Consider the following 19,313-nt stretch of genomic DNA (forward strand, 5'->3'; position numbering starts at 1 on the left):
CAGCGGCGAGGGTGCGCGAGGACCGATGGCTGCCATACAAGCACTGCCATGGCAGTGGTGTCAACGCCGTTTAGACTGACGCCATGGCATCACGGAGCGAGCCCGCGGCGAGAGCCGCGTCGGCGCGCGATCGCACCGTCGACGCCCTGCGCCGCCGCATCATCTCGCTCGATCTCCAGCCCGGTTCGCCCCTGTCCGAGAACGAGCTGTCCGCCGAGCTCGGGATCTCGCGGACCCCCGTGCGCGAGAGCCTCCTGCTGCTGAAGGAGGAGGGACTCGTGCAGATCTTCCCGCAGCGGGGCAGCTTCGTCTCGCGCGTCGATCCGGAGCGGGTCGCCCAGGCGCAGTTCATCCGCGAGGCGATCGAGTGCGCCTCGCTGGCCCAGGTCGCCGCCGAGTCCGAGGTCGATCCGGCCGGACTCGCGGCCCTGCACGACATCCTCGACGATCAGCGCGAGGCCGACGCGGAGGAGGACGTCGAGCGCTTCTTCCGGCTCGACGAGGACTTCCACCGGGCCCTGCTCGACCTCTCGGGTCACGGGAGCGCCTGGAACGCCGTCAACTCCGCGAAGGCGCACCTCGACCGCGCCCGCCGCCTCAGCCTCGTCGACGCCCGGCCGATCCACGCCCTGATCGACCAGCACGCCGCCGTCGTCGACGCCATCGGCCGCGGCGACGGAGACGGCGCCGTCGCGGCGCTGCGCTCCCACCTGCGCGCGGTGTTCGACGACGTCGAACGGATCCGGCGCGGCTCTCCCGAGCTCTTCTCGGACGGCAGCGACCTGCGCGTCGTCCGCCGCACGGTGTCCGAGCTGGCCTAGTCCGCCCGCAGCGCCGCCGCGCAGCTCGCGAGCAGGAGCGTCAGCCGCTCGCGGTCGCCGTCCGCGAGCCCGGCGACCATGCGGTCCTCCACCGCGCGGACCGCGGCGCTCGCCGTCCGCAGCTGACGGCGCCCGGCTGCGGTCAGCTCGGTCGGGAGGGCGCGCCCGGACACGGGTCGCTCCGCCCGCGCGACGAGGCCCTGCTGCTCGAGCGACTGCAGCAGCACGTTCATCGACTGCCGTGTCACGAAGGTCCCCCGCGCGAGCTCCGAGTTGGACAGTCCCGGGCGCTGGGCGAGCAGCTCGAGGCACGAGTAGTGCGTGATCGTCATGCCCAGCGGATGCAGCACTTCCTCCATGGCGGCGCGCAGCGCGGTCGACGCGACCTTCAGCAGGTATCCGGGTGAGGCCGCGAGATCGATTCCACTCATGTCAGGAGTCTGACATAGGATAGTGCGTGTCAGAAGACTGACATCAACGGAAGGACTTCCCATGACCGTCTCCGGTCCCGGCTTCGTCTCGCTGCAGGTGCGCGACCTCGACTCCTCCGCCGCCTTCTACGAGCGGCACCTCGGCTTCGCCCGGCAGGCCGGCCCGCCGCACGCGGTCGTCTTCGCCACCTCGCCGGCGGCGTTCGCGGTCCGCTCCGCGGCGCCCGGAGTCGATCTCGACGCGGCCCCGCTGGGCCGGGGCGTCGGGCTGTGGCTGCACGCCCCCGACGCCGAGCGGATCCACGCCGCACTCGTCGAGGCGGGCGTGCCGATCGCCTCCGATCCGGTGCAGGGCCCGTTCGGTCTCACGTTCACGTTCGAGGACCCGGACGGCTACCTGATCACGCTGCACGACCGCGCCTGACGCGGCCGGCGGGCGACCGCTCGGCGGCGGTCGCGGGGCGCCGCCGCCCCCGCGCGACGAGCCAGAACAGGTACGCCCCGCCGACCGCCCCCGTCACCAGCCCGACCGGCAGCTGGAGCGGAGCGAGCACCCGCTGCGCCAGCACGTCCGACGCCAGCAGGAGGGTCGCCCCGATCGCCGCCGACGCGGTCAGCGGGATGCCCGCCGAGCCCGTCGCTCGGCGGGCGAGCTGCGGCGCCGCGAGCGCGACGAAGCCGATCGGACCGCTGACCGCGGTCGCCGTCCCGGTCAGCCCCGCGGCGAGCAGGAGCAGCACCAGCCGGGTCCGCCGCACCGGCACTCCGAGCCCCGTCGCCAGTTCGTCGCCCAGCTCGAGCAGCCGCAGCCGCTCGCGCTGCGTCGCGAGCAGCAGTGCGAGCACTCCGCCGGCGACCGCGAGCAGCGCGGTGTCTCCCCAGTCGGTCGCCGAGAGCGATCCGAAGAGCCAGATCGTCGCCGATCGCGCCACCTCGGTCGGCGCCCGGGTGAGGAGGAACTCGTTCGCCGCCGCGAGCAGGGCCGCGAGGGCGATCCCCGCCAGGATCGTCCGCTCGCTCGCCAGGCCCGCTCCGCGGGTGAGGAAGAGGACGACGAGCACCGCGCCGACCCCGCCGGCCCACGCGCCGAGGGCCGGGTCGGCGGGCGGGGTCAGGAGCACCAGGCAGACCAGGGCGCCCGAGGCGGAGCCGGCGCTGAACCCCACGATGTCGGGACTGCCGAGCGGGTTCCGCGAGAGGGTCTGGAAGACGGCGCCCGCGACTCCGAGGGCCGCTCCGACGAGGAGCCCGGCGAGGACGCGGGGGAGGCGCATGTCGACGACGATCACGCTGGTCCGCGCCGACGCCGTGCCGAGGACGGCGTCGCGCACGTCGGCGAGCGTCGTCTCGTAGGAGCCTCCGACGATCCCCGCGAGGGCCGCCGCGAGCGCCAGCACCGCGGTGACGGCGATCACGCGGGTGCGGCGCGCCGACCGGCGCTCGGCGAGCGTCATCGCGCGTTCCTCCGCGTCGCCAGGTGGAACAGGAGGGGCGCTCCCAGCAGGGCCGTCACGATGCCGACCTCCACCTCGCCCGGAGCGGCGATCAGCCGGCCGAGCACGTCGCCGACGACGACCAGCACGGCCCCGCCGAGTGCCGCCAGGGGGAGTCCCGAGCGCAGATCCGGACCGGCGAGGCGCAGCACGAGGTGCGCGACCAGGAGCCCCACGAAGGCGAGCGGTCCGGCGGCGGCGGTCGCGGCTCCGCAGAGCAGGGTGATCGCGGCGCCCGCGCCGAGGATCACGGCGCCGGGGCGCACCCCGAGGGAGCGCGCGACGTCGTGCCCGAGCGCCAGCTGGTTCAACCCCGGCGCGACGAGCGCGGCGACGACGAGCCCGAGCGCGACGAACGGAGCGAGCTGCGCCGCGGTGCCGAGCTCGCGCCGCTCGAGGGAGCCCACGACCCAGAACCGGTACGACTCGAACGTCTCGGTGTCGAGCAGCGTGACGATGCCGATCAGCGCGCTCAGGCACGCCCCCAGCGCCACTCCGGCGAGCACGGTGCCGATCGGGTCGCGGCCGTCGCCGCCTCCGACGAGGTGGACGAGCACCGCGGCGACGGCCGCACCGCCGAAGGCGAACCAGACGTACTCGCCCGCGCTCGAGACGCCGAGGAACCCGATGGCGACGACGACCGCCGCGGAGGCGCCGGCGTTCACCCCGAGCAGCCCCGGGTCGGCGAGGCGGTTGCGCGTCACCGCCTGCATCAGCAGCCCGGCTGCTCCGAGTGCGGCGCCGACGAGCAGGCCGGTGGCGGTGCGGGGGATCCGCAGCTCCCGCACGATCAGCGCGTCGGCGGTGGCGCCGCGGTGCAGCAGCGCGTCCAGGGCGGCATCGACCGGGACGGGTCGGGAACCGACCGCGAGACTCGCGGTGCAGGCGAGCGCGAGCAGCACGGCGAGCAGCAGTCCCGCGCTGAGCGTCCGCCCGAGCGGTCGCCGAGGGGCGACGGGAGCCGTGGCGGGCTCCGGAGCTGTGGAAGGCGCAGGGGCGCGGTCGATCATTCAGGCAAGGCTATCCTTACCGGCGTGAACTCCTCGACCCGCACCGTCCTCGTCCGTCCGTCCCGCCTCCGGCTCGCCGTGCCGGCGCTCGCCGGAGCCGCTCTGCTCGCCCTGGCCGGCTGCTCGGGCTCCGCCTCGACCGCCGAGCTGCCCGACGCCGAGGCCGCCGCCGTCGGCGACTGGACCGTCTCGCGCACGATGGGCGAGGGCATGGGCGCCCCGGAGGAGGACGGCGTGTTCCCGCGCACCGTGGCGCACTACGCCGGGTCGACCGAGCTCGCCGCGGCTCCGGAGCGGGTCGCCGTCGTCTCGACGGGTCAGCTCGACGCGCTGCTCGCGCTCGACGTCGTCCCCGCCGCCGCCACCCGCGCCGAGAACAGCGGCCTCGTGCCGGAGTACCTCGCCGACCGTGTCGGCTCCGGCGCCGGGATCGCCGACATCGGCGAGCGCACCGAGCCCGACATCGAGGCGATCGCCCAGGCCGATCCCGACCTCATCCTGATCAACTCCGTCCGCGGAACGGAGCTCTACGACCAGCTCAGCGCGATCGCCCCCACCGTGGTGACGCTCGGCAACGGCGTGAACTGGAAGAGCGACCTCCTCCTGCTCGCCGACGCCCTGGGCAGCGAGGGCGACGCGCAGGAGATGCTCGACGAGCTGCACGAGGACGCCGACGCGTTCGCGGCGACGCTGCCCGATCCGGCGCCGACGGTCTCGTTCCTCCAGTCCACCGGGGACCGCACGCGGATCCAGGGCGTCCCGTCCTTCGTCGGAGGTCTCGCCGAGGACCTGGGGCTCGACCGGCCCGAGTCCCAGCGCTTCGACGACACCGCCCAGGAGATCAGCGCGGAGCAGCTCGAGCTCGCCGATGCCGACGTCGTGTTCTACGCCGGGCTCGGCGACGGCCTCTCGCTGATCGAGGACGCGGCGCTCTGGCCCACGCTGAGCGCGGTCGAGGGAGGCACGGCCGTCGAGGTCCCGATGGAGCCGTTCTTCCTGAACGCGGGGCCCCTCGCCGCGCGCCTCGTGGTCGACTCCGTCACCTCGACGATCGGCTGACACCGCACCGCTCTCCCTCGGCGGGCTCCGGTAGACTGGAGCGCTTCGCAGTCGAGAGTGGAGCGGTCGCGGAGGAACCATGGGCAAGAAGCGCAATCAGGGACGATCCGGCGGCGGCCGATCGGGTGGTCAGGGCGGATCCGGCGGCGGGCGCACCGCCGAGACGGCGATGATGGTGCGGTTCCGCAGCTGGTACCGCGCGCACCTCGCCGAGGTCGGCGTCCTGCACGAGCACCTCGACGTCGACGAGGCCGTCGAGGTCCTCACCGACCTCTTCGCCATGACGCGCGATCTGCGCCCCCGCGGCTCCTTCGCCCAGCCCGACGCCGAGCTCCTCGAGGCGGTCTTCGACCAGATCGAGACCGACCTGTCGGGGGAGGAGAGCGAGGCCGATCTCGACGACACGCTCTTCACCGTCGCCGAGGTCATCGAGCACTTCCTCGACTTCCTGACCGACGAGGACCTCTGGACGGGCACCGACGAGGAGCTCGACGACTGCCAGGCGGTCCTCGACGAGGTCCTCGACCTCGCCGGCTCGTTCGTCGAGGCCGTCCTCGAGGATCTGACCGCCGTCGAGGACGTCCCCGCCTCCGAGCAGCTCGCCGCCGTGCGGGCCACCGCTCTCGTGCACGCCGCCGACGTCGTGGTCGAGCACCTCGCCGGCGCCGACGACGCGTCCCTCTCCGAGCGCGCGGCGCGCGAGATCGCGGTCGAGGCGGGCATCGCCTCCGCCGGGTCGACGCCGAGCGACGACGCCGTGCGGATCCCGGTCTCGGCCTGGTGGGACGCGCTGGTCGCCTCCTCCGTCCTCGAGACCGAGGGGTCCGCCGCGGTCCTCGGCGAGGCGGCTCCGCTCTGGCGCAGCTCCGACGCCCTCGAAGCCGCCGCCGAGCGCGTCGCGTACGTGGCCCGCTTCCTCGAGCAGTGGATCGTGAGCGCGCAGGCCGCGCTCGCCTCCTCCGACACCGAGAACGGGGCGTTCTCGCCGCGCGAGCGCGCCGTCACCACGACCGACGCCGTGCTCCTGCGCATCGCCGTCGCCTGCCAGTCGCAGATCCACCCCGGCCTCGTGGTCGGCGAGCTGGTCGACGAGCTCGCGGCCGACGCCGACGTGGCCCTCGAGGAGGCGCTCGACGAGCGCGAGCGCATGGTGGGCTCGGCCGAGCGGATGCTCGACGACGCCGCCGAGCTCGGACTGCTCCTGCACTCGCCCGAGTTCGGCTACGTGGTGCCCGAGGGCCTGCAGCCGGTGCTCGCCTCCGTCGTCCGCGCGAGCATCGTGCTGCTCGGAGAGCGCGACGCCTCGCGCCTCGAGATCCTCGACGAGGCGACCCAGGACACCGCCTCGGCCTACACCCTGAAGGTGGCGCTGCTGGGCACCAAGCCCGTGGTCTGGCGCCGCCTCGAGCTGTCGTCGGAGTCGTCGCTGCGCGATCTGCACCTCGCGCTCCAGCTCTCGCTGGGCTGGACCGACGCGCAGCCGCACTACTTCAGCGTCGGCGTGCCCGACGAGGACGGCACCCGCATCGGCTCGCCCGCCGACGCCGAAGAGCTCGGGGCCGATCTGGTCGACGAGGCCTCCGTCGCGCTGGCCGAGGTGCTCGAGAACGTCCAGGACGAGCTGTTCTACGTCTACGACCTCGAGGACGAGTGGCGCCACGTCATCCGGCTCGAGGCCGTCTCGCCGCTCGGTGCGGCGCTGCCACGGTGCGTCGGAGCCCGTGGCGCGGCTCCGATCGATGCACCCGGCGGCCCGGCGGCCTGGGCCGACACGGTCCGCGCGGCCACCGATGCGTCCTCGGCCGACCACGCCGAGGCCCTCGAGGCGCTCGGCCTCGCGGAGGGCGCCTCGTTCGACCCGGCCTCGGTCGACGTCGACGGCATCAACCGCTCTCTCGGGCTGCTCCGCTCCGGAGTCTGAGCCCGGGTCCCCTGCATCGGCCGGGAGTGCCCGTCAGCCGCGACTTGACGGGCACTCCCGGCAGGGTTCCCGCGCGCCGCCGACCGGTCACGGCGTGAGCAGCAGCTTGCCGATGTGGCCCGACGCGCGCATCCGCTCGTGCGCCCGCTCGGCCTCGGCCAGGGGCACGACCTCGTCGATCACCGGGCGGATGCCGCCGTCGGCGACCAGCGGCCAGAGCTTCTTGCGCACCTGGGCGATGATCGCCCGCCGCTCCTCGAGCGGCCTCGCCCGCAGCGTGGTCGCGTGCACCGCGCCGCGCTTGCGCATCAGCAGCCCGATGTCGAGCGCGCCCTCCGTCCCGGACTGGTTGCCGATGAACACGATGCGCCCACCCGTCGCCAGAGCCTCCACGTCGCGCGCGAGGTAGTCGCCGCCGATCGGATCCAGGATCACGTCGACCCCGCGGCCGTCGGTCTCCTCGCGGATCCGGGCGACGAAGTCCTCCTCGCGGTAGTCGATCAGGACGTCCGCTCCCAGCGCGCGGCACGCGTCGAGCTTGCGCGGGCTCCCGGCCGTCACCGCGACCCGCGCGCCGACCGCGAGCGCGATCTGGATCGCCGCGGTGCCGATGCCGCTCCCTCCGCCGTGGATCAGGACCGTCTCTCCCGCCCGCAGCCCGGCCACCATCACGAGGTTCGACCAGACCGTCGCGGTCGCCTCGGGCAGCGCCGCCGCCGAGACGAGCCCGACCGAGGCGGGCACCGGCAGGAGGAGTCCCGCGTCGACCGCGACGTACTCGGCGTAGCCCCCGCCCGACAGCAGCGCGCAGACCTCGTCGCCCACCGCGACGCCCGAGACGCCGGGCCCCACCTCGACGACCGAGCCGGACACCTCCATGCCGAGGATCTCGGAGGCGCCGGGCGGCGGCGGGTAGACCCCGGCCCGCTGGCCGAGATCGGCGCGGTTCACACCGGCGGCCGCGACGTGCAGCAGCACCTCGCCCTCGCGGGGAGTCGGGGTCGGCACCTCCTCGAGCACGAGACGGGAGTCGGGTCCTGGTGCGACGACGCGGAGGGCATGCATGGCGCGATGCTACGCCTGCACCCCGCGAGTGGTCAGGGGTGCTCCGCGAGGAACGCGAGCACCGCCTCCTTGAACGCGCGGGCGGGCACCGTGCTCGTGTGATCGCGGCCGGGCACCTCGACGAAGCGGGCGCCGGCCGCGGCGGCGAGCCGGGCGCCGTCGGGGGCGATCGGATCGGCTCCGCCCGTCACCAGGAGCATCGGGGCCGCCGGGTGCTCGCCCGCCACCGGGTGCGCACCGCCGCGCACGCCGTCGGCCACGGCGACGAGCGCTGCGAGGTCGTTGCCGGCGACGCCCTCGGCCATGCCGATGAACGCGCGGGTGAAGCGGTCGTCGATCTCCCCTCCGCTCGCCACCCGCGCCCGGGCCGCCTCGGCGTCGAAGCGGGAGAGCGGCTCGCCGACGGTGAGCCCGCCGAGGCTGAGCGTCGCGATGAGCCCGGGGTGTCGGAGGCCCAGCACCCAGCTCATCCGCGACCCGAGCGAGTAGCCGAGCACGTGAGGTGCGACCAGGTCGTACGACTCGATCACCCGCGCGAGGTCCTCCACCATGACGTCGACCCCGTACGCCCCGGTGCGGTGCGGCTTCTCGCTCGCGCCGTGCCCGCGCTGGTCGAGCGCGACCACGCGGTACCCGGCGCGGACGAGCGTGCGGAGCCAGCCCGCCGTCTCCCAGTTGAGGACGGCGTTCGACGCGAAGCCGTGCACCGCGAGAACGGTCGGCGCGCCCTCGTCGCCGACGGAGTAGGTGGCCAGTCGGGTGCCGTCGTCCGCGACGACGAAGACGGGGGAGGGGAAGGCGATCGGGGTCACCGCTCCACCCTGCCGCATCCGCTGCGGAGCTCAGCGCGGCGGGCGGGAGGAGCGGACGAACGGCACCGCGATCGGAAGGCGAACGGGCTTCCCGCGTCCGGAGCGGATCCCGAGCACGATGCACAGCACGAGGTTGAGCACCGCGAGCGCCAGTATCGCCGTGATCGTGACGACCGGCCAGTCGGCGCTGAGGGTGTCGCGCACCGAGACCAGCGCCAGGTGGAGGGGCACCAGCATCAGCTGCAGGGCGAGGTAGGTGAGCTGCCAGTTCACGGCGACGACGCCGTTGCGGTCGCTGAGGGCGCCGATCCGCCGCTTCGCGCCCCAGGTCATCACCGTCGCGGTGAGCGAGATCAGCGGAGAGAGGAGCACGAAGCCGGCGATCGCGCTCAGCCCGGCGAACCACACCGCGCGGGCGCCGCGGCTGTCGCGGGTCCGGTGCCGGATCTCGTCGTCGGTCATGGGTCACCGCCTCCTCGCGCGACCGGCGGAGCACCGGCGGTCCCAGTCTCGCACCCGCCCCCTCCCGCGTGCGGGGGCTTCCCCCCGTCGGCGGGGGGTTCACCGGATGGGGCCGTGCGAGCCGCGTCCGTAGCGTGGAGGCATCGCCGGAGACACCGGCCCACCCACGACGACCAGGAGCATCAGCCATGTCCAGCGACGAGACCACCCCCCGCAGCAGCACCGCCTCCGAGCAGCCGACCGAGGACCTCGGGATGCGCGCCACGGCCGTGCTCCCGGACCCGGTGGTCGAGTCGCCGGGCATCGGGGCGTCGTCGCAACAGGACGAGCAGGTGCGCCCCGAGGACGTGCGCGCGTCCTACCCCGCGCCGTACGGGACCCCGAGCGTCCCGCCGCAGACCGTCCCCGCCGCTCCGTCGACGCCGTTCTCGCTCACCAGCCTGATCCTCGGCGTCACCTCGGTCTTCTTCGGCCTGACGGTGATCGCCCCGGTCGCCGGCCTCGTCTTCGGCCTCCTGGGGCTCCGTCGCGAGCCCACCGGGCGCACCCTGGCCATCTGGGGCATCGTCCTCAACGCGGTGATGATCGGGCTCGTCGGCCTGTTCCTCGCGTTCCTGATCGTCGCCGGGCTGCTGCTGCCGCTCGTCGCGGTCGCGACCGGCGACTACCGCTGACCCGGCCGCGCCGACCGGTCGCCTGACGGGGCCCGCACCTGTCCCGAAGCCCGGTTCGCGTCCACTCGCCGCGCGACTCCGCACCGAGTGGACGTGGATCGGGCTCGTGTACGCCCGCAGAACCCGTTCCGCGCCGACTCGCGGCGCCCGGCGTCGGCCTCGGGGCTATGCCTGCGGGGGCATCGGATGCGGCGGGTCGTTCTCGAAGACGGTCCCGTTCTCCGATCCCACGCTGGTCACGGTGTAGGGATCGAGGTTCAGAGTGTCCCCGGCGAAGAGCGTCGCCGCACCATTGCGCCGGACCTGGTTGAGAGCGTTGACGTAGTCGACGTGGAGGCAGAACCGCTCGGCGACCACGGTCCACACGTCGTCCGGAGCGACGAGGTAGGCGACCGGTCGGCCGGCGTCGTCGAGGACCGCCTCCCCGCTCGCGTGCTCGACCGGGCCCTGATCGACCGGGATCCGCATCCGACTGCTCCCGAGCGTGGCCACGATCGGAGTCGCGGGCGACCACGGCTCGTACAGCTCGAGGGGAGAGCAGGCCGAGACCGTGGGAGCGGGCGAGTTCGATCCGTCCGCTTCGGTCGAGGCGCGGGGCGTGCCCGCCCCGGTCGGCGCTGACGCGGACGGTCCGGTGCTCGCGCCGGCTGCGGAGCCCGGCGAACCGGAGGGGGAGCTGGAGGACGTCTCGGGCGTGCAGCCTGCGAGGGCGATCGCCAGGACGAGTGCGGGAGCGATGAGTCGCGCGGTCCGGCTGGTCATGAGGCGAGCGTATCCATCCGTCGTCCGACGGCTCAGCTCTCGGCCGCCCGGTCGCGGTGCCCGCGGGCTGCGGCGACGAGGCCGCTGAAGAGGCGGTCGTCGGCGGAGTCCTCCTCCGGGTGCCACTGCACGCCGAGGGCGAAGCGCCGGCCCGGCAGCTCGACGGCCTCGATCGTGCCGTCGGCCGTCCGCGCGGTGACGACGAGTCCCTCCGCCACCCGGTCGACCGCTTGGTGGTGGTGCACCATCGCGACGAGCGACCGGACACCGAGCAGGTCCTCCAGTCGTGATAGCGGAGCGATGGCGACGTCGACGTGCGAGAAGACGCCGCCGGCCGCTTGGTAGCGGGTGTCGCCGACGACCTCGGGCAGGTGCTGATGCAACGTGCCGCCGAGGGCGACGTTCAGCAGCTGGGCTCCGCGGCAGACCCCCAGCAGCGGCAGGTCGGCCTCGAGGGCGGCCGTCAGCAGGGCGTCCTCCCACGCGTCGCGGTCCGGGCGGGGGAGGTCGGTCTCGGGATGCGGCTCCTGGCCGTACAGGGCGGGATCGATGTCGAGGCCGCCCGTGATCACCAGGGCGTCGAGGCGGTCGACGACGGCGCGGGCCACGTCGGGAGAGGCGGGCTGCGGCGGCAGGAGCAGCGCGACTCCGCCGGCCCGGGTGACGGAGTCGAGGTAGCTGGCGGGGAGGTACGGCGCCTCGAGGTCCCAGACGTCCGACACGATGCGCTCGCGGTAGGTGGTCAGGCCGATCATCGGGCCGGGCGCGGTCGTCTGCTGCATGGGATCCTCCGGTCGCGGCTCCCGTCGCGGCCGTGCGGGAGCCCTGGCGACGATGAAACCACGCCGCGGGGACGGCCGACGGACGGTTCCTGGGTGATCCGCCGCGAGTCCGGGGCGGGCGGGCGCACGATCTGCAGGGGATCTGCGAGCGAGGTGCGCATGATCTGCAGGGGATCTGCGAGCGAGGTGCGCACGATCTGCAGGGGATCTGAGGGGAAAAGCGCATTCCTCCCTATGACGCCCGTGCGGAGACCCCGGATCCCCTGCAGATCGCACAGGTGCCTGCAGACCGCACGGACCCCTGCAGACCGTGCGGACCCCTGCAGACCGTGCGCGCCGCCGCGGCCGCTCCGCTCCTGCAGCCGCGACCCGCCTCCGGCGTAGGCTGGCGGCGCAGACCGCGGACCCCCTGCACCCCCGGGGCCGCACGACGACAGCAACGGAGCTGACGTGACCCTCTCATCGAGCACCCTCCCCGAGAGCGACCAGGAAGGACCCGCCGTGACCCGCACCGAGAGCGACTCCCTCGGCTCGCTCGAGATCCCGGACGACGCCTACTGGGGCATCCACACCGCCCGGGCCCTCGAGAACTTCCCCATCTCGAAGCGCCCGATCTCGATCTACCCGGATCTGGTCAGGGCGCTGGCGACCGTCAAGCTCGCCGCCGCGCGCGCGAACACCGAGCTCGGCACCCTGCCCGCGCACAAGGCCGAGTTGATCGAGGCCGCCTGCCGTCGGATCATCGACGGCGAGTTCCACGACCAGTTCGTGGTCGGAGTGATCCAGGGCGGTGCCGGCACGTCCACCAACATGAACGCGAACGAGGTCGTCGCGAACGTGGCGCTCGAGATCGCCGGGCGGCCTAAGGGCGACTACGGCACCCTCCATCCGCTCGACGACGTCAACCGGAGTCAGTCGACGAACGACGTCTACCCGACGGCGATCAAGATGGCCATGACCTGGTCGCTGCGTCGGCTGCTGGACGAGCTGGCGCTGCTCCGCGGGTCGTTCTCGCAGAAGGCGGTCGAGTTCGGCGGCGTGCTGAAGGTCGGGCGGACGCAGCTGCAGGACGCGGTGCCGATGACGCTCGGCCAGGAGTTCCACGGCTTCGCCACGACCCTCGGCGAGGACCACGCGCGCCTGTCCGAGACGATCTGGCTCCTCGCCGAGGTCAACATCGGAGCGACCGCCATCGGCACCGGCATCACCGCCGATCCCCGCTACGGCGCCGCGGCGGTGCGCCACCTCAACGACATCACCGACCTCGACCTCGAGATGGCGCAGGACCTCGTCGAGGCGACGAGCGACACCGGCGTCTTCATGTCGTTCTCGAGCGCGCTGAAGCGCTCGGCGATCAAGCTGTCGAAGATCTGCAACGACCTGCGCCTGCTCTCCTCCGGGCCCCAGGCGGGCTTCGGCGAGATCAACCTGCCGCCGCGGCAGGCCGGCTCGAGCATCATGCCCGGCAAGGTCAACCCGGTGATCCCCGAGGTGGTGAACCAGGTGGCGTACTCGGTCGCGGGCGCCGACGTCACAGTGACCATGGCGGCCGAGGCGGGGCAGCTGCAGCTCAACGCCTTCGAGCCCGTCATCGCCCACTCGCTCCTGCAGAGCATCACCTGGATGACCCAGGCCTGCCTCACCCTCCGCGTGAACTGCATCGACGGCATCACCGCGAACACCGCCCGGCTGGAGGCGATGGTGGCGTCGAGCGTCGGCGTCGTGACCGCGCTCACGCCGAGCATCGGCTACACGGCGTCGGCGGCGATCGCCAAGGCGGCCCTCGCGACCGGGCGCAACGTCGCCGATCTCGTCGTCGAGGCGGGGCTGATGTCGCGGGAGGAGGTGCTGCGGCTGATCTCGCCCGCGCGCCTGTCCGGCATCGAGGCGATGACGGCGGCCCTGCCGATCATCCCGCCCGCCGCGGACCAGTAGCCCACCGCGGATCGTCGGCCGCGCGCCGCAGGTGCTCTCCGGCGTAGCTGCGCCAGGGGGCCCAGCGGCGTCCGGCCGTGGCGAGCGCGAGGGGAGCACCACCGAGCCCGACCGCGATCGCTCCGCGTCGGACGCCCCGGTCCCCGGTCTGCAGGACGTCGGGATCGCCGGTGACGCGCATGGCCACCGCCACGGCGGTCCGGGCCGAGACGCCGGGGACCGCGAGCAGTCGCTCCGACAGCTCCTCGCGGCTCGCTCCGGCGTCCAGCCGCAACGCGCCGTCGGCGAGCAGGGCGCAGACCCGGCGGACGGTCTCGGCCGCTCGACCCGGCACCGCGTCTCCGTCGGCCGCGACCACGGCGGACGAGGGGAAGATGCGCGAGACGCCCGCGCCGGCGAGCGCCGGGGGCAGCGGATCGCCCAGGAGCGCGACCAGCCGGGCCAGCACGGCGGGGCGCCCGTCGAGCAGGACGCGCACCAGGGTCTCGGCGGGGTCGACGGAGCCGGGCAGCCGGATCCCGGGGGTCGCCGCGACGAGCGGGGCGAGCACCGGATCGGCACCGAGTGCCTCGTCGATCGCGCGCGCGTCGGCGTCGAGGTCGAGCAGCCGGCGCACCCGCGAGACGAGCGGAGCGATGTCGGCGACGGAGGCGAGGGTCGCCGTGCAGCGCACCGCGCCGCCGTCGACCTCCAGCCGGACGACGGCCGGCCCGCCCGGCAGCAGGAGCGAGCGCGTGTGACGGCCGCGGCCCCCCTCCTCCAGCCCCGGGATTGCCGACGCCGCGAGCGCGTCGAGGACGCCGGAGTCGAACGGAGCTCGGACGGGCAGCCGCAGCTCGAGCGTCGTCGCGCCGGGCTGCACGGCGACTCCGGTGCGGCCGCCGCGGGCGGAGGCGCGCAGCTCGCTCGGCGTCCGCTCGTACACCTCGGCGATCGTCGCGTTGAACTGGCGGATGCTCGCGAAGCCCGCCGCGAACGCCACCTCCGACACGGGCAGCTTCGTCCCGGTGAGCAGCAGTCGCGCGGTCTGCGCACGCTGGGCCCGGGCGAGGGCGAGCGGAGGCGCGCCGAGCTCCTCGCGCAGGATCCGGCCGAGGTGACGCGCTCCGTAGCCGAGCCGCGACGCCAGGCCCTCGACGCCCTCCCGGTCGACGACGCCGTCGGCGATGAGGCGCATGGCGCGGGCGGCCGTGTCGTCGCGCAGGTTCCACTCCGGCGACCCGGGCACGGCGTCGGGCAGGCAGCGCTTGCAGGCGCGCAGCCCGGCCTCGTGCGCGGCGGCCGCGGTGGGGTAGAAGCGCACGTTCGCTGCGCGGGGCGTCGTGGCGGGGCAGCTCGGCCGGCAGTAGATGCCGGTGGACTGCACCCCGGTGATGAAGCGGCCGTCGAAGCGGGCGTCGCGGGAGGCGACGGCGCGGTAGCGCTCCTCGAAGAGCGGATCGGAGACGGGCACGAACCGAGCCTGTCACGCGGACGGCCTCCGCGGTCGCGGGAATCGGACACGGCAGGCCGGCGCCGTCCTGTCAACCGCCGGAGGCGCTCGCCGCCCGTGCCCTACTGTCGGTCCCCATGAGCGCCTATCCGCCGCCGGCTCCCGCCCGCCCCTCGATCGTCCCGACCGTGCTCGGCGCCCTCGGAGTCGCGCTGCTGGGGGTCCTGCTGCTGCTCGTGCTGGCCTACGTGGTGCTGGGGCTCGGAGTGAGCGCCGCGGCGGTCTGCGCGGTCGTCGCGCTGGTGCCGTTGCTCGTCGTGCTGTCGGGCGTGCGGTGGGTCGACCGCTGGGAGCCGGAGGCGCCGCTGGGGCTGTGGTTCGCGTTCCTGTGGGGCGCGGCGGGATCGGTCGCGATCTCGCTGCTGGTCGACCTGGGCGTGCAGATCGCGGTCTACGCCTCGGGGGAGCAGCCGAGCGGATCCGACTTCGTCGGCGCCGTGATCCAGGCGCCGCTCGTCGAGGAGAGCGCCAAGGGCCTGGGCGTGCTGCTGATCCTGCTCATCTGGCGCCGCACCTTCGACGGGCCCGTCGACGGCATCGTCTACGCGGCGGTCGTGGCCTCGGGCTTCGCCTTCGTCGAGAACATCCTCTACTTCGGCAGTGCTCTGGTGGAGGGCGGGCTCGGCTCGCTCGCGGTCACGTTCTTCCTCCGCGGGGTGCTGTCGCCGTTCGCTCACGTGCTCTTCACCTCGTGCACCGGAGCGGCGCTGGGCTTCGCCGTGTCGCGACGCGCGAGTGCGGCCGTGCCGATCGCGCTGCTCGGCCTCGCCGCGGCCGTGTTCCTGCACGCGCTGTGGAACGGCTCGTCGTTCCTGGTCGCCGACTGGTTCGGCTTCTACGGAGTGGTGCAGGTGCCGCTGTTCGTCGTCGCGGTCGTGGTCGTCGTGCTGCTGCGGCGGCAGGAGCGCCGGGTCACCCTCGAGCGCCTCGGCGACTACGCCGCGGCCGGCTGGCTCTCGCCCGCCGAGGTGCGCATGATCGGCACGGCGGAGGGGCGCCGGACGGCGATGCGCTGGGCGCGGACCGCGGGCGGCGACCGGCCGCGGGCGATGAGCGCGTTCCTCCGCTCGGCCACCCGGCTGGCCCACCTGCGTCAGCAGCAGGTGGCGGGGCGCGGTGGACGCACCGGGGCGGTCGACGAGCGCGTGCTGCTCGAGGAGCTCGTGGCGCGCCGGACTGCGCTGACCGGGCGCTAGGCGCTCGCGGGCCGCACCGCGATCCGGCGGCGTCGCAGGTCGAGCAACGCGACCACTCCAGCCGCCACGCACAGCAGGGCGACCACGGGGGCGACGAGATCCAGAGCGAGCTCGAGCCCCAGCGACGTCGCCAGCGCTCCGGCGGCGACCGCCGTGACGGCCTGGCCGAGGTAGCTGACGAGGTACACGGCCGAGATCATCGAGCCGCGGTGCTCTGCCGGCGCCGCCCGGCCGACGAGCGAGAGCCCGCCCGAGAAGCTCAGCGAGTAGCCGACTCCGCTGACGACGCTGAAGGCGAGGAAGAGGGCGAAGGAGCCGCTCGACGCGGCCCACTCCATCAGCGCGAGCCCGGCGATCGCCGCGCCGGCGCCGGTGACGATCAGCGTGTGCGCCGGGACGCGCTGGATCGCGAGGGCCGTCACTCCGATCACGACCGAGGACAGGGCGAGGGCGGGGCCGATCACGAGCAGGTCGGTCGCGCCGGTCAGCTCGCGGGCCATCTGCGCGCCCAGCGAGAGCACGAGAGCCCCGGTGGCGTAGGCGACCGAGACGGCGAGCGTGGCGCCGACGTAGACCGTGCCCAGCCCCGGAGCGACGTGCGGAAGACGAGGGCGCCAGCGGGCCGCGCCCTCGGGGCGGTCGTCGCGGCTGAGGGCGAGCATCACGATCGTGAGCAGTCCGACCAGGGCGAGCACCCAGTAGCTCAGCTGCAGGGGCAGCGGCGCGTACTGCGCCAGCGCACCCGAGACCAGGAGCGAGAGGGTGAGTCCTGTCGAGGTCGAGACCGTGGTCAGCGAGGACGGCAGCCGCGGGTTCGCCGAGACGTTGTTGTCGACGAGGGAGGCGCTCGCCGCACTGAGCGCGAGGGCCGTGCCGACGCCCTGCAGTGCCCGACCCGCGTAGAGCAGTGCGACTCCGCCCGCCAGCGAGAAGACGATCGCGGAGACCGCGATCAGCGCGATGCCCAGGAGCATGGTGCGCCGCCGGCCGATGACGTCCGAGAGGTCGCCGACCACCAGGAGGCTCAGGAGCAGCGCCGCGGGGTACGCCGCGAAGACCGAGGTGACGACGACCGACGACAGCCCCCACTCCTGCGCGTAGGTCGGGTAGAGCACCGACGGGGCACCGCTGGACCAGAGGCACAGCGCCAGCACCAGGGTGGACACCCAGAAGCTGCCGCGACGGCCGAAGCGGCTCATCGGGGCGCGCGTCGTCGCGGGCGGCTCACGCGGCGGCCGCGCGCAGCACCCGGCGCTCGCCGGCGGTCACCGGCACGCCGAGGCGGTTCTGCGCCGGCGGCAGCGGGCAGTTGTAGTGCGGCGAGAAGCCGCAGGGCGGGATGTACGCGCGGTTGAAGTCGAGCAGGACCGGGCCGGGCGTGCCGGCGTCGGCCGCGCCGCCCAGGCGCTGCACCACGAGGAAGCGGCCGACGGGGTAGCTCTGCAGATCGGGGTCGTCCGAGCGGTTCGTCGGATCGCCGAACGGCACCAGCAGCGTGCCTCCGTCGTCGAACGCGGCGACGGTGTACTCATGGGCGCGGCCGTCGTCGACCAGCGAGAAGGTGATGTCGCCGGGCACGACGAGCTCGCGGGTCGCCCCGTTGTCGCGCAGGTGCTCGAACGGGATCGTCCGCTCCCCGTCGACCGGCTCGAACCAGGCCTCGAGCACCCAGGCCGCGTCGAAGGGGAAGGTCTCGATGGCGTCGAACGTGCGGACGCCCTCCGAGGCGGCGTCCCAGACGCGGTAGCCGTACTCCTCCTCGCCGGTCTCGAGGTTCGGTCGGCGCATCCGCGAGAGGGTCGCGGTGGGTCCGTACCCGGCGAGCGCCGTCTCGTCGTCGACGCTCTCGCCGGACTCGAGCCAGCGGGTCTCGACCAGGGCGAGGTCGCCGCGGGGGCCGGTGACGCGCTCGGCGCGGCGCGCGAGCCACGACTCCCAGCCGGCTCGCGCCGACTCGGTGGTGTCGATCGAGGCGCGGGAGGGGGCGGTGGTGCTGCTGCTCGTCGAAGGCATGCAGCGTGCAACGCGGGAGGCGTCCGAACTGTTCCCAGCGAGGAGCGCGCAGATGAGACGCCTCTCATCCTCGTCTCACACCCGCCTTACGCCGCGTCACGAGGCTGTGAGCACGGGTCGAGGATCCGCCGCGGCCCCGGCCGCGACCGCCGCTGAGGGGAACGCCATGGTCATCCGCATCGCCCTGTACTCGCACGACTCCGTGGGGCTGGGACACGTCCGGCGCAACGTCGCTCTCGCGCACGCCCTGAACACCGCGCTGCCCGAGCTGCTCGGCGAGGAGGTGACCGGCCTCCTCGTGACGGGTCAGTCCTCCGCCACCGCGTTCGTCGCTCCGGACGGCTGGGACTGGCTCGCGCTGCCGGGCGTCACTACCGGCGAGCAGGGCTACCGCTCGCGGCACCTCGACGTCGAGCTGCGCACCCTGACGAGCCTGCGCGGAGGAGTGGTCCGGGCCGGGCTCGCGGCCTTCGCCCCCGACATGGTGATCGTCGACCGGCACGCGTTCGGCGTGCACGGCGAGCTCGAGCCGGCGCTGCGGGCGGTCCGCGCGGCGAACCCCGCCGCCGTCGTGGTGCTGGGGCTGCGCGACGTGCTCGACCGCCGCTCGGCGACCGCGGCCGAGTGGAAGGCCGTCGGGGGAGCGGCCGCCGTCCGCGAGCTCTACGACGCGGTCTGGGTCTACGGCGACCCGAGCGTCCACGACCTCGCGGCCACGGGGGAGATCCCGCCCGGGCTGCACGACCTCGTCGCCCACACCGGCTTCCTCGCGAACGGGCGCCTGGGCACCGGCCACTCCGTCGTCGACGAGCCCTTCGTGCTCACCACGGTCGGCGGAGGATCGGACGGGCGCGCGATCGCCGAGGCGGCCGTCGCGGCCGAGGTGCCGGCCGGCTACCGCCACGTCGTCGTCACCGGCCCGCAGATGCCCGCGGAGCACCGGCGCGCCATCCGCGCCGCCGCCGGCCCCGCGACCACCGTCGTCCGCTCGGTGCCGGATGCGCTCGCGCTGCTGCGCCGCGCCTCCGCCGTCGTCAGCATGGGCGGCTACAACACCGTCTGCGAGGTGATGAGCACCACCGTCCCCTCGCTCGTCGTGCCCCGCACGCACCGCCGCCAAGAGCAGCGGCTGCGCGCCGACGCGCTCGCCGCCCGGGGAGCCGTCGAGGTGCTCGACCCCGCCGACGTCACCGCCGAGCGGCTCGGCGCCTGGTTCGCCGCGAGCGTCGGCACCGAGGTGCACCGCACGGGGATCGACCTCGACGGCCTCGCCGCCGTCGGCCCGCTCGCCGCCCGCCTCGTCGCCGCGGCCCGCGGCACCGCTCAGGAGCAGGCCGACCGTGCCGTCTGACCCGCCCCCGTCCGTGACCGCGCCCACCGGAGGA

19 protein-coding genes are annotated in these 19,313 nt (G+C 74.2%); 8 read left to right on the forward strand and 11 right to left on the reverse strand.

Annotation, left to right across the window (positions count from 1 at the left end):
• Positions 1 to 83 precede the first annotated feature (83 nt).
• Entirely contained in the window at positions 84 to 821 is a 738-nt protein-coding gene (locus tag LRG51_RS17625) for a GntR family transcriptional regulator (protein WP_230674011.1), read from the forward strand.
• On the opposite strand, the gene LRG51_RS17630 is transcribed toward LRG51_RS17625, so the two are convergent.
• Positions 818 to 1,252, reverse strand: coding sequence for a MarR family winged helix-turn-helix transcriptional regulator (locus LRG51_RS17630; protein ID WP_230674012.1), 435 nt, complete (start codon positions 1,250 to 1,252; stop codon positions 818 to 820). The two genes, LRG51_RS17625 and LRG51_RS17630, sit on opposite strands and share 4 nt — an antisense overlap.
• Positions 1,253 to 1,313: 61 nt before the next feature.
• On the opposite strand from LRG51_RS17630, the gene LRG51_RS17635 reads away from it, so the two are divergent.
• Positions 1,314 to 1,676 (forward strand): VOC family protein, encoded by a 363-nt coding sequence (locus LRG51_RS17635; protein ID WP_230674013.1) that lies wholly within the window; start codon positions 1,314 to 1,316, stop codon positions 1,674 to 1,676.
• Here the strand turns inward: LRG51_RS17635 and LRG51_RS17640 are convergent.
• Together LRG51_RS17640 and LRG51_RS17645 are read right to left on the reverse strand one after the other, a co-directional pair.
• Positions 1,654 to 2,706, reverse strand: coding sequence for a FecCD family ABC transporter permease (locus tag LRG51_RS17640; protein ID WP_230674014.1), 1,053 nt, complete (start codon positions 2,704 to 2,706; stop codon positions 1,654 to 1,656). The genes LRG51_RS17635 and LRG51_RS17640 overlap by 23 nt on opposite strands.
• Positions 2,703 to 3,755, reverse strand: a complete 1,053-nt coding sequence (locus LRG51_RS17645) for an iron chelate uptake ABC transporter family permease subunit (protein ID WP_230674015.1) — start codon at positions 3,753 to 3,755, stop codon at positions 2,703 to 2,705. The genes LRG51_RS17640 and LRG51_RS17645 overlap by 4 nt, the downstream gene beginning before the upstream one ends.
• Positions 3,756 to 3,779: 24 nt before the next feature.
• Between LRG51_RS17645 and LRG51_RS17650 the strand changes: the two genes are divergently transcribed.
• Together LRG51_RS17650 and LRG51_RS19555 are read left to right on the forward strand one after the other, a co-directional pair.
• A complete protein-coding gene (locus LRG51_RS17650; RefSeq protein ID WP_230674016.1) occupies positions 3,780 to 4,814 on the forward strand; it encodes an iron-siderophore ABC transporter substrate-binding protein in 1,035 nt (344 codons plus the stop codon).
• A 79-nt stretch (positions 4,815 to 4,893) separates the two neighbouring features.
• A complete protein-coding gene (locus LRG51_RS19555; protein WP_268966622.1) occupies positions 4,894 to 6,735 on the forward strand; it encodes a plasmid pRiA4b ORF-3 family protein in 1,842 nt (613 codons plus the stop codon).
• 87 nt (positions 6,736 to 6,822) lie between these two features.
• Here LRG51_RS19555 and LRG51_RS17660 read toward each other — a convergent pair whose 3' ends face one another.
• The 3 genes from LRG51_RS17660 to LRG51_RS17670 are packed head-to-tail and all read right to left on the reverse strand — an operon-like array spanning position 6,823 to position 9,074.
• Positions 6,823 to 7,800, reverse strand: coding sequence for an NAD(P)H-quinone oxidoreductase (locus tag LRG51_RS17660; protein ID WP_230674017.1), 978 nt, complete (start codon positions 7,798 to 7,800; stop codon positions 6,823 to 6,825).
• Between the two features lie 32 nt (positions 7,801 to 7,832).
• Complete coding sequence (locus LRG51_RS17665; protein ID WP_055793459.1) at positions 7,833 to 8,612, reverse strand: alpha/beta fold hydrolase; 780 nt, start codon at positions 8,610 to 8,612, stop codon at positions 7,833 to 7,835.
• A gap of 30 nt (positions 8,613 to 8,642) precedes the next feature.
• On the reverse strand, positions 8,643 to 9,074 hold the full coding sequence (locus LRG51_RS17670) for a DUF4870 domain-containing protein (RefSeq protein WP_055793457.1): 432 nt from the start codon (positions 9,072 to 9,074) through the stop codon (positions 8,643 to 8,645).
• Between the two features lie 188 nt (positions 9,075 to 9,262).
• On the opposite strand from LRG51_RS17670, the gene LRG51_RS17675 reads away from it, so the two are divergent.
• A complete protein-coding gene (locus LRG51_RS17675; protein WP_230674018.1) occupies positions 9,263 to 9,748 on the forward strand; it encodes a DUF4190 domain-containing protein in 486 nt (161 codons plus the stop codon).
• Positions 9,749 to 9,913: 165 nt separating this feature from the next.
• Here the strand turns inward: LRG51_RS17675 and LRG51_RS17680 are convergent, their stop codons facing one another.
• Both LRG51_RS17680 and LRG51_RS17685 read right to left on the reverse strand, forming a co-directional pair.
• Positions 9,914 to 10,510 carry a hypothetical protein gene (locus tag LRG51_RS17680; protein ID WP_230674019.1) on the reverse strand — a complete coding sequence of 199 codons (597 nt, stop codon included), beginning with the start codon at positions 10,508 to 10,510 and terminating at the stop codon, positions 9,914 to 9,916.
• A gap of 32 nt (positions 10,511 to 10,542) precedes the next feature.
• Positions 10,543 to 11,292, reverse strand: coding sequence for a gamma-glutamyl-gamma-aminobutyrate hydrolase family protein (locus LRG51_RS17685; RefSeq protein ID WP_230674020.1), 750 nt, complete (start codon positions 11,290 to 11,292; stop codon positions 10,543 to 10,545).
• A 450-nt stretch (positions 11,293 to 11,742) separates the two neighbouring features.
• Between LRG51_RS17685 and LRG51_RS17690 the strand changes: the two genes are divergently transcribed.
• On the forward strand, positions 11,743 to 13,227 hold the full coding sequence (locus tag LRG51_RS17690) for an aspartate ammonia-lyase (protein ID WP_055793453.1): 1,485 nt from the start codon (positions 11,743 to 11,745) through the stop codon (positions 13,225 to 13,227).
• Here the strand turns inward: LRG51_RS17690 and LRG51_RS17695 are convergent.
• Positions 13,202 to 14,680, reverse strand: coding sequence for a DNA-3-methyladenine glycosylase 2 family protein (locus LRG51_RS17695; protein WP_230674021.1), 1,479 nt, complete (start codon positions 14,678 to 14,680; stop codon positions 13,202 to 13,204). The two genes, LRG51_RS17690 and LRG51_RS17695, sit on opposite strands and share 26 nt — an antisense overlap.
• 116 nt (positions 14,681 to 14,796) lie before the next feature.
• Here LRG51_RS17695 and LRG51_RS17700 point away from each other — a divergent pair, with 116 nt between their 5' ends.
• Complete coding sequence (locus LRG51_RS17700) at positions 14,797 to 15,915, forward strand: PrsW family intramembrane metalloprotease (protein WP_230674022.1); 1,119 nt, start codon at positions 14,797 to 14,799, stop codon at positions 15,913 to 15,915.
• Here LRG51_RS17700 and LRG51_RS17705 read toward each other — a convergent pair.
• Together LRG51_RS17705 and LRG51_RS17710 are read right to left on the reverse strand one after the other, a co-directional pair.
• The gene (locus LRG51_RS17705) at positions 15,912 to 17,114 is read right to left on the reverse strand and encodes an MFS transporter (protein ID WP_230674023.1); all 1,203 of its coding nucleotides are present in this window, start codon (positions 17,112 to 17,114) and stop codon (positions 15,912 to 15,914) included. The two genes, LRG51_RS17700 and LRG51_RS17705, sit on opposite strands and share 4 nt — an antisense overlap.
• Positions 17,115 to 17,139: 25 nt before the next feature.
• Positions 17,140 to 17,928, reverse strand: coding sequence for a DUF1684 domain-containing protein (locus LRG51_RS17710; protein WP_107575439.1), 789 nt, complete (start codon positions 17,926 to 17,928; stop codon positions 17,140 to 17,142).
• A 166-nt stretch (positions 17,929 to 18,094) separates the two neighbouring features.
• On the opposite strand from LRG51_RS17710, the gene LRG51_RS17715 reads away from it, so the two are divergent.
• Positions 18,095 to 19,279 carry a glycosyltransferase family protein gene (locus tag LRG51_RS17715; RefSeq protein WP_230674024.1) on the forward strand — a complete coding sequence of 395 codons (1,185 nt, stop codon included), beginning with the start codon at positions 18,095 to 18,097 and terminating at the stop codon, positions 19,277 to 19,279.
• Positions 19,280 to 19,313: the final 34 nt, after the last annotated feature.

The sequence above is a fragment of the Rathayibacter sp. Leaf248 genome (assembly GCF_920939495.1).
GTDB classification, from domain to species: domain Bacteria; phylum Actinomycetota; class Actinomycetes; order Actinomycetales; family Microbacteriaceae; genus Rathayibacter; species Rathayibacter caricis.

Excerpts from the sequence above, each read along its gene's own strand:
- LRG51_RS17715 (WP_230674024.1), top strand. The coding sequence starts at position 18,095 with ATGGTCATCCGCATCGCCCTGTACTCGCACGACTCCGTGGGGCTGGGA.
- LRG51_RS17630 (WP_230674012.1), bottom strand. The coding sequence starts at position 1,252 with ATGAGTGGAATCGATCTCGCGGCCTCACCCGGATACCTGCTGAAGGTC.
- LRG51_RS17685 (WP_230674020.1), bottom strand. The coding sequence starts at position 11,292 with ATGCAGCAGACGACCGCGCCCGGCCCGATGATCGGCCTGACCACCTAC.
- LRG51_RS17670 (WP_055793457.1), bottom strand. The coding sequence starts at position 9,074 with ATGACCGACGACGAGATCCGGCACCGGACCCGCGACAGCCGCGGCGCC.
- LRG51_RS17705 (WP_230674023.1), bottom strand. The coding sequence starts at position 17,114 with ATGAGCCGCTTCGGCCGTCGCGGCAGCTTCTGGGTGTCCACCCTGGTG.
- LRG51_RS17660 (WP_230674017.1), bottom strand. The coding sequence starts at position 7,800 with ATGCATGCCCTCCGCGTCGTCGCACCAGGACCCGACTCCCGTCTCGTG.
- LRG51_RS17680 (WP_230674019.1), bottom strand. The coding sequence starts at position 10,510 with ATGACCAGCCGGACCGCGCGACTCATCGCTCCCGCACTCGTCCTGGCG.
- LRG51_RS17675 (WP_230674018.1), top strand. The coding sequence starts at position 9,263 with ATGTCCAGCGACGAGACCACCCCCCGCAGCAGCACCGCCTCCGAGCAG.
- LRG51_RS17700 (WP_230674022.1), top strand. The coding sequence starts at position 14,797 with ATGAGCGCCTATCCGCCGCCGGCTCCCGCCCGCCCCTCGATCGTCCCG.
- LRG51_RS17640 (WP_230674014.1), bottom strand. The coding sequence starts at position 2,706 with ATGACGCTCGCCGAGCGCCGGTCGGCGCGCCGCACCCGCGTGATCGCC.
- LRG51_RS17625 (WP_230674011.1), top strand. The coding sequence starts at position 84 with ATGGCATCACGGAGCGAGCCCGCGGCGAGAGCCGCGTCGGCGCGCGAT.
- LRG51_RS17645 (WP_230674015.1), bottom strand. The coding sequence starts at position 3,755 with ATGATCGACCGCGCCCCTGCGCCTTCCACAGCTCCGGAGCCCGCCACG.
- LRG51_RS17635 (WP_230674013.1), top strand. The coding sequence starts at position 1,314 with ATGACCGTCTCCGGTCCCGGCTTCGTCTCGCTGCAGGTGCGCGACCTC.
- LRG51_RS17710 (WP_107575439.1), bottom strand. The coding sequence starts at position 17,928 with ATGCCTTCGACGAGCAGCAGCACCACCGCCCCCTCCCGCGCCTCGATC.
- LRG51_RS19555 (WP_268966622.1), top strand. The coding sequence starts at position 4,894 with ATGGGCAAGAAGCGCAATCAGGGACGATCCGGCGGCGGCCGATCGGGT.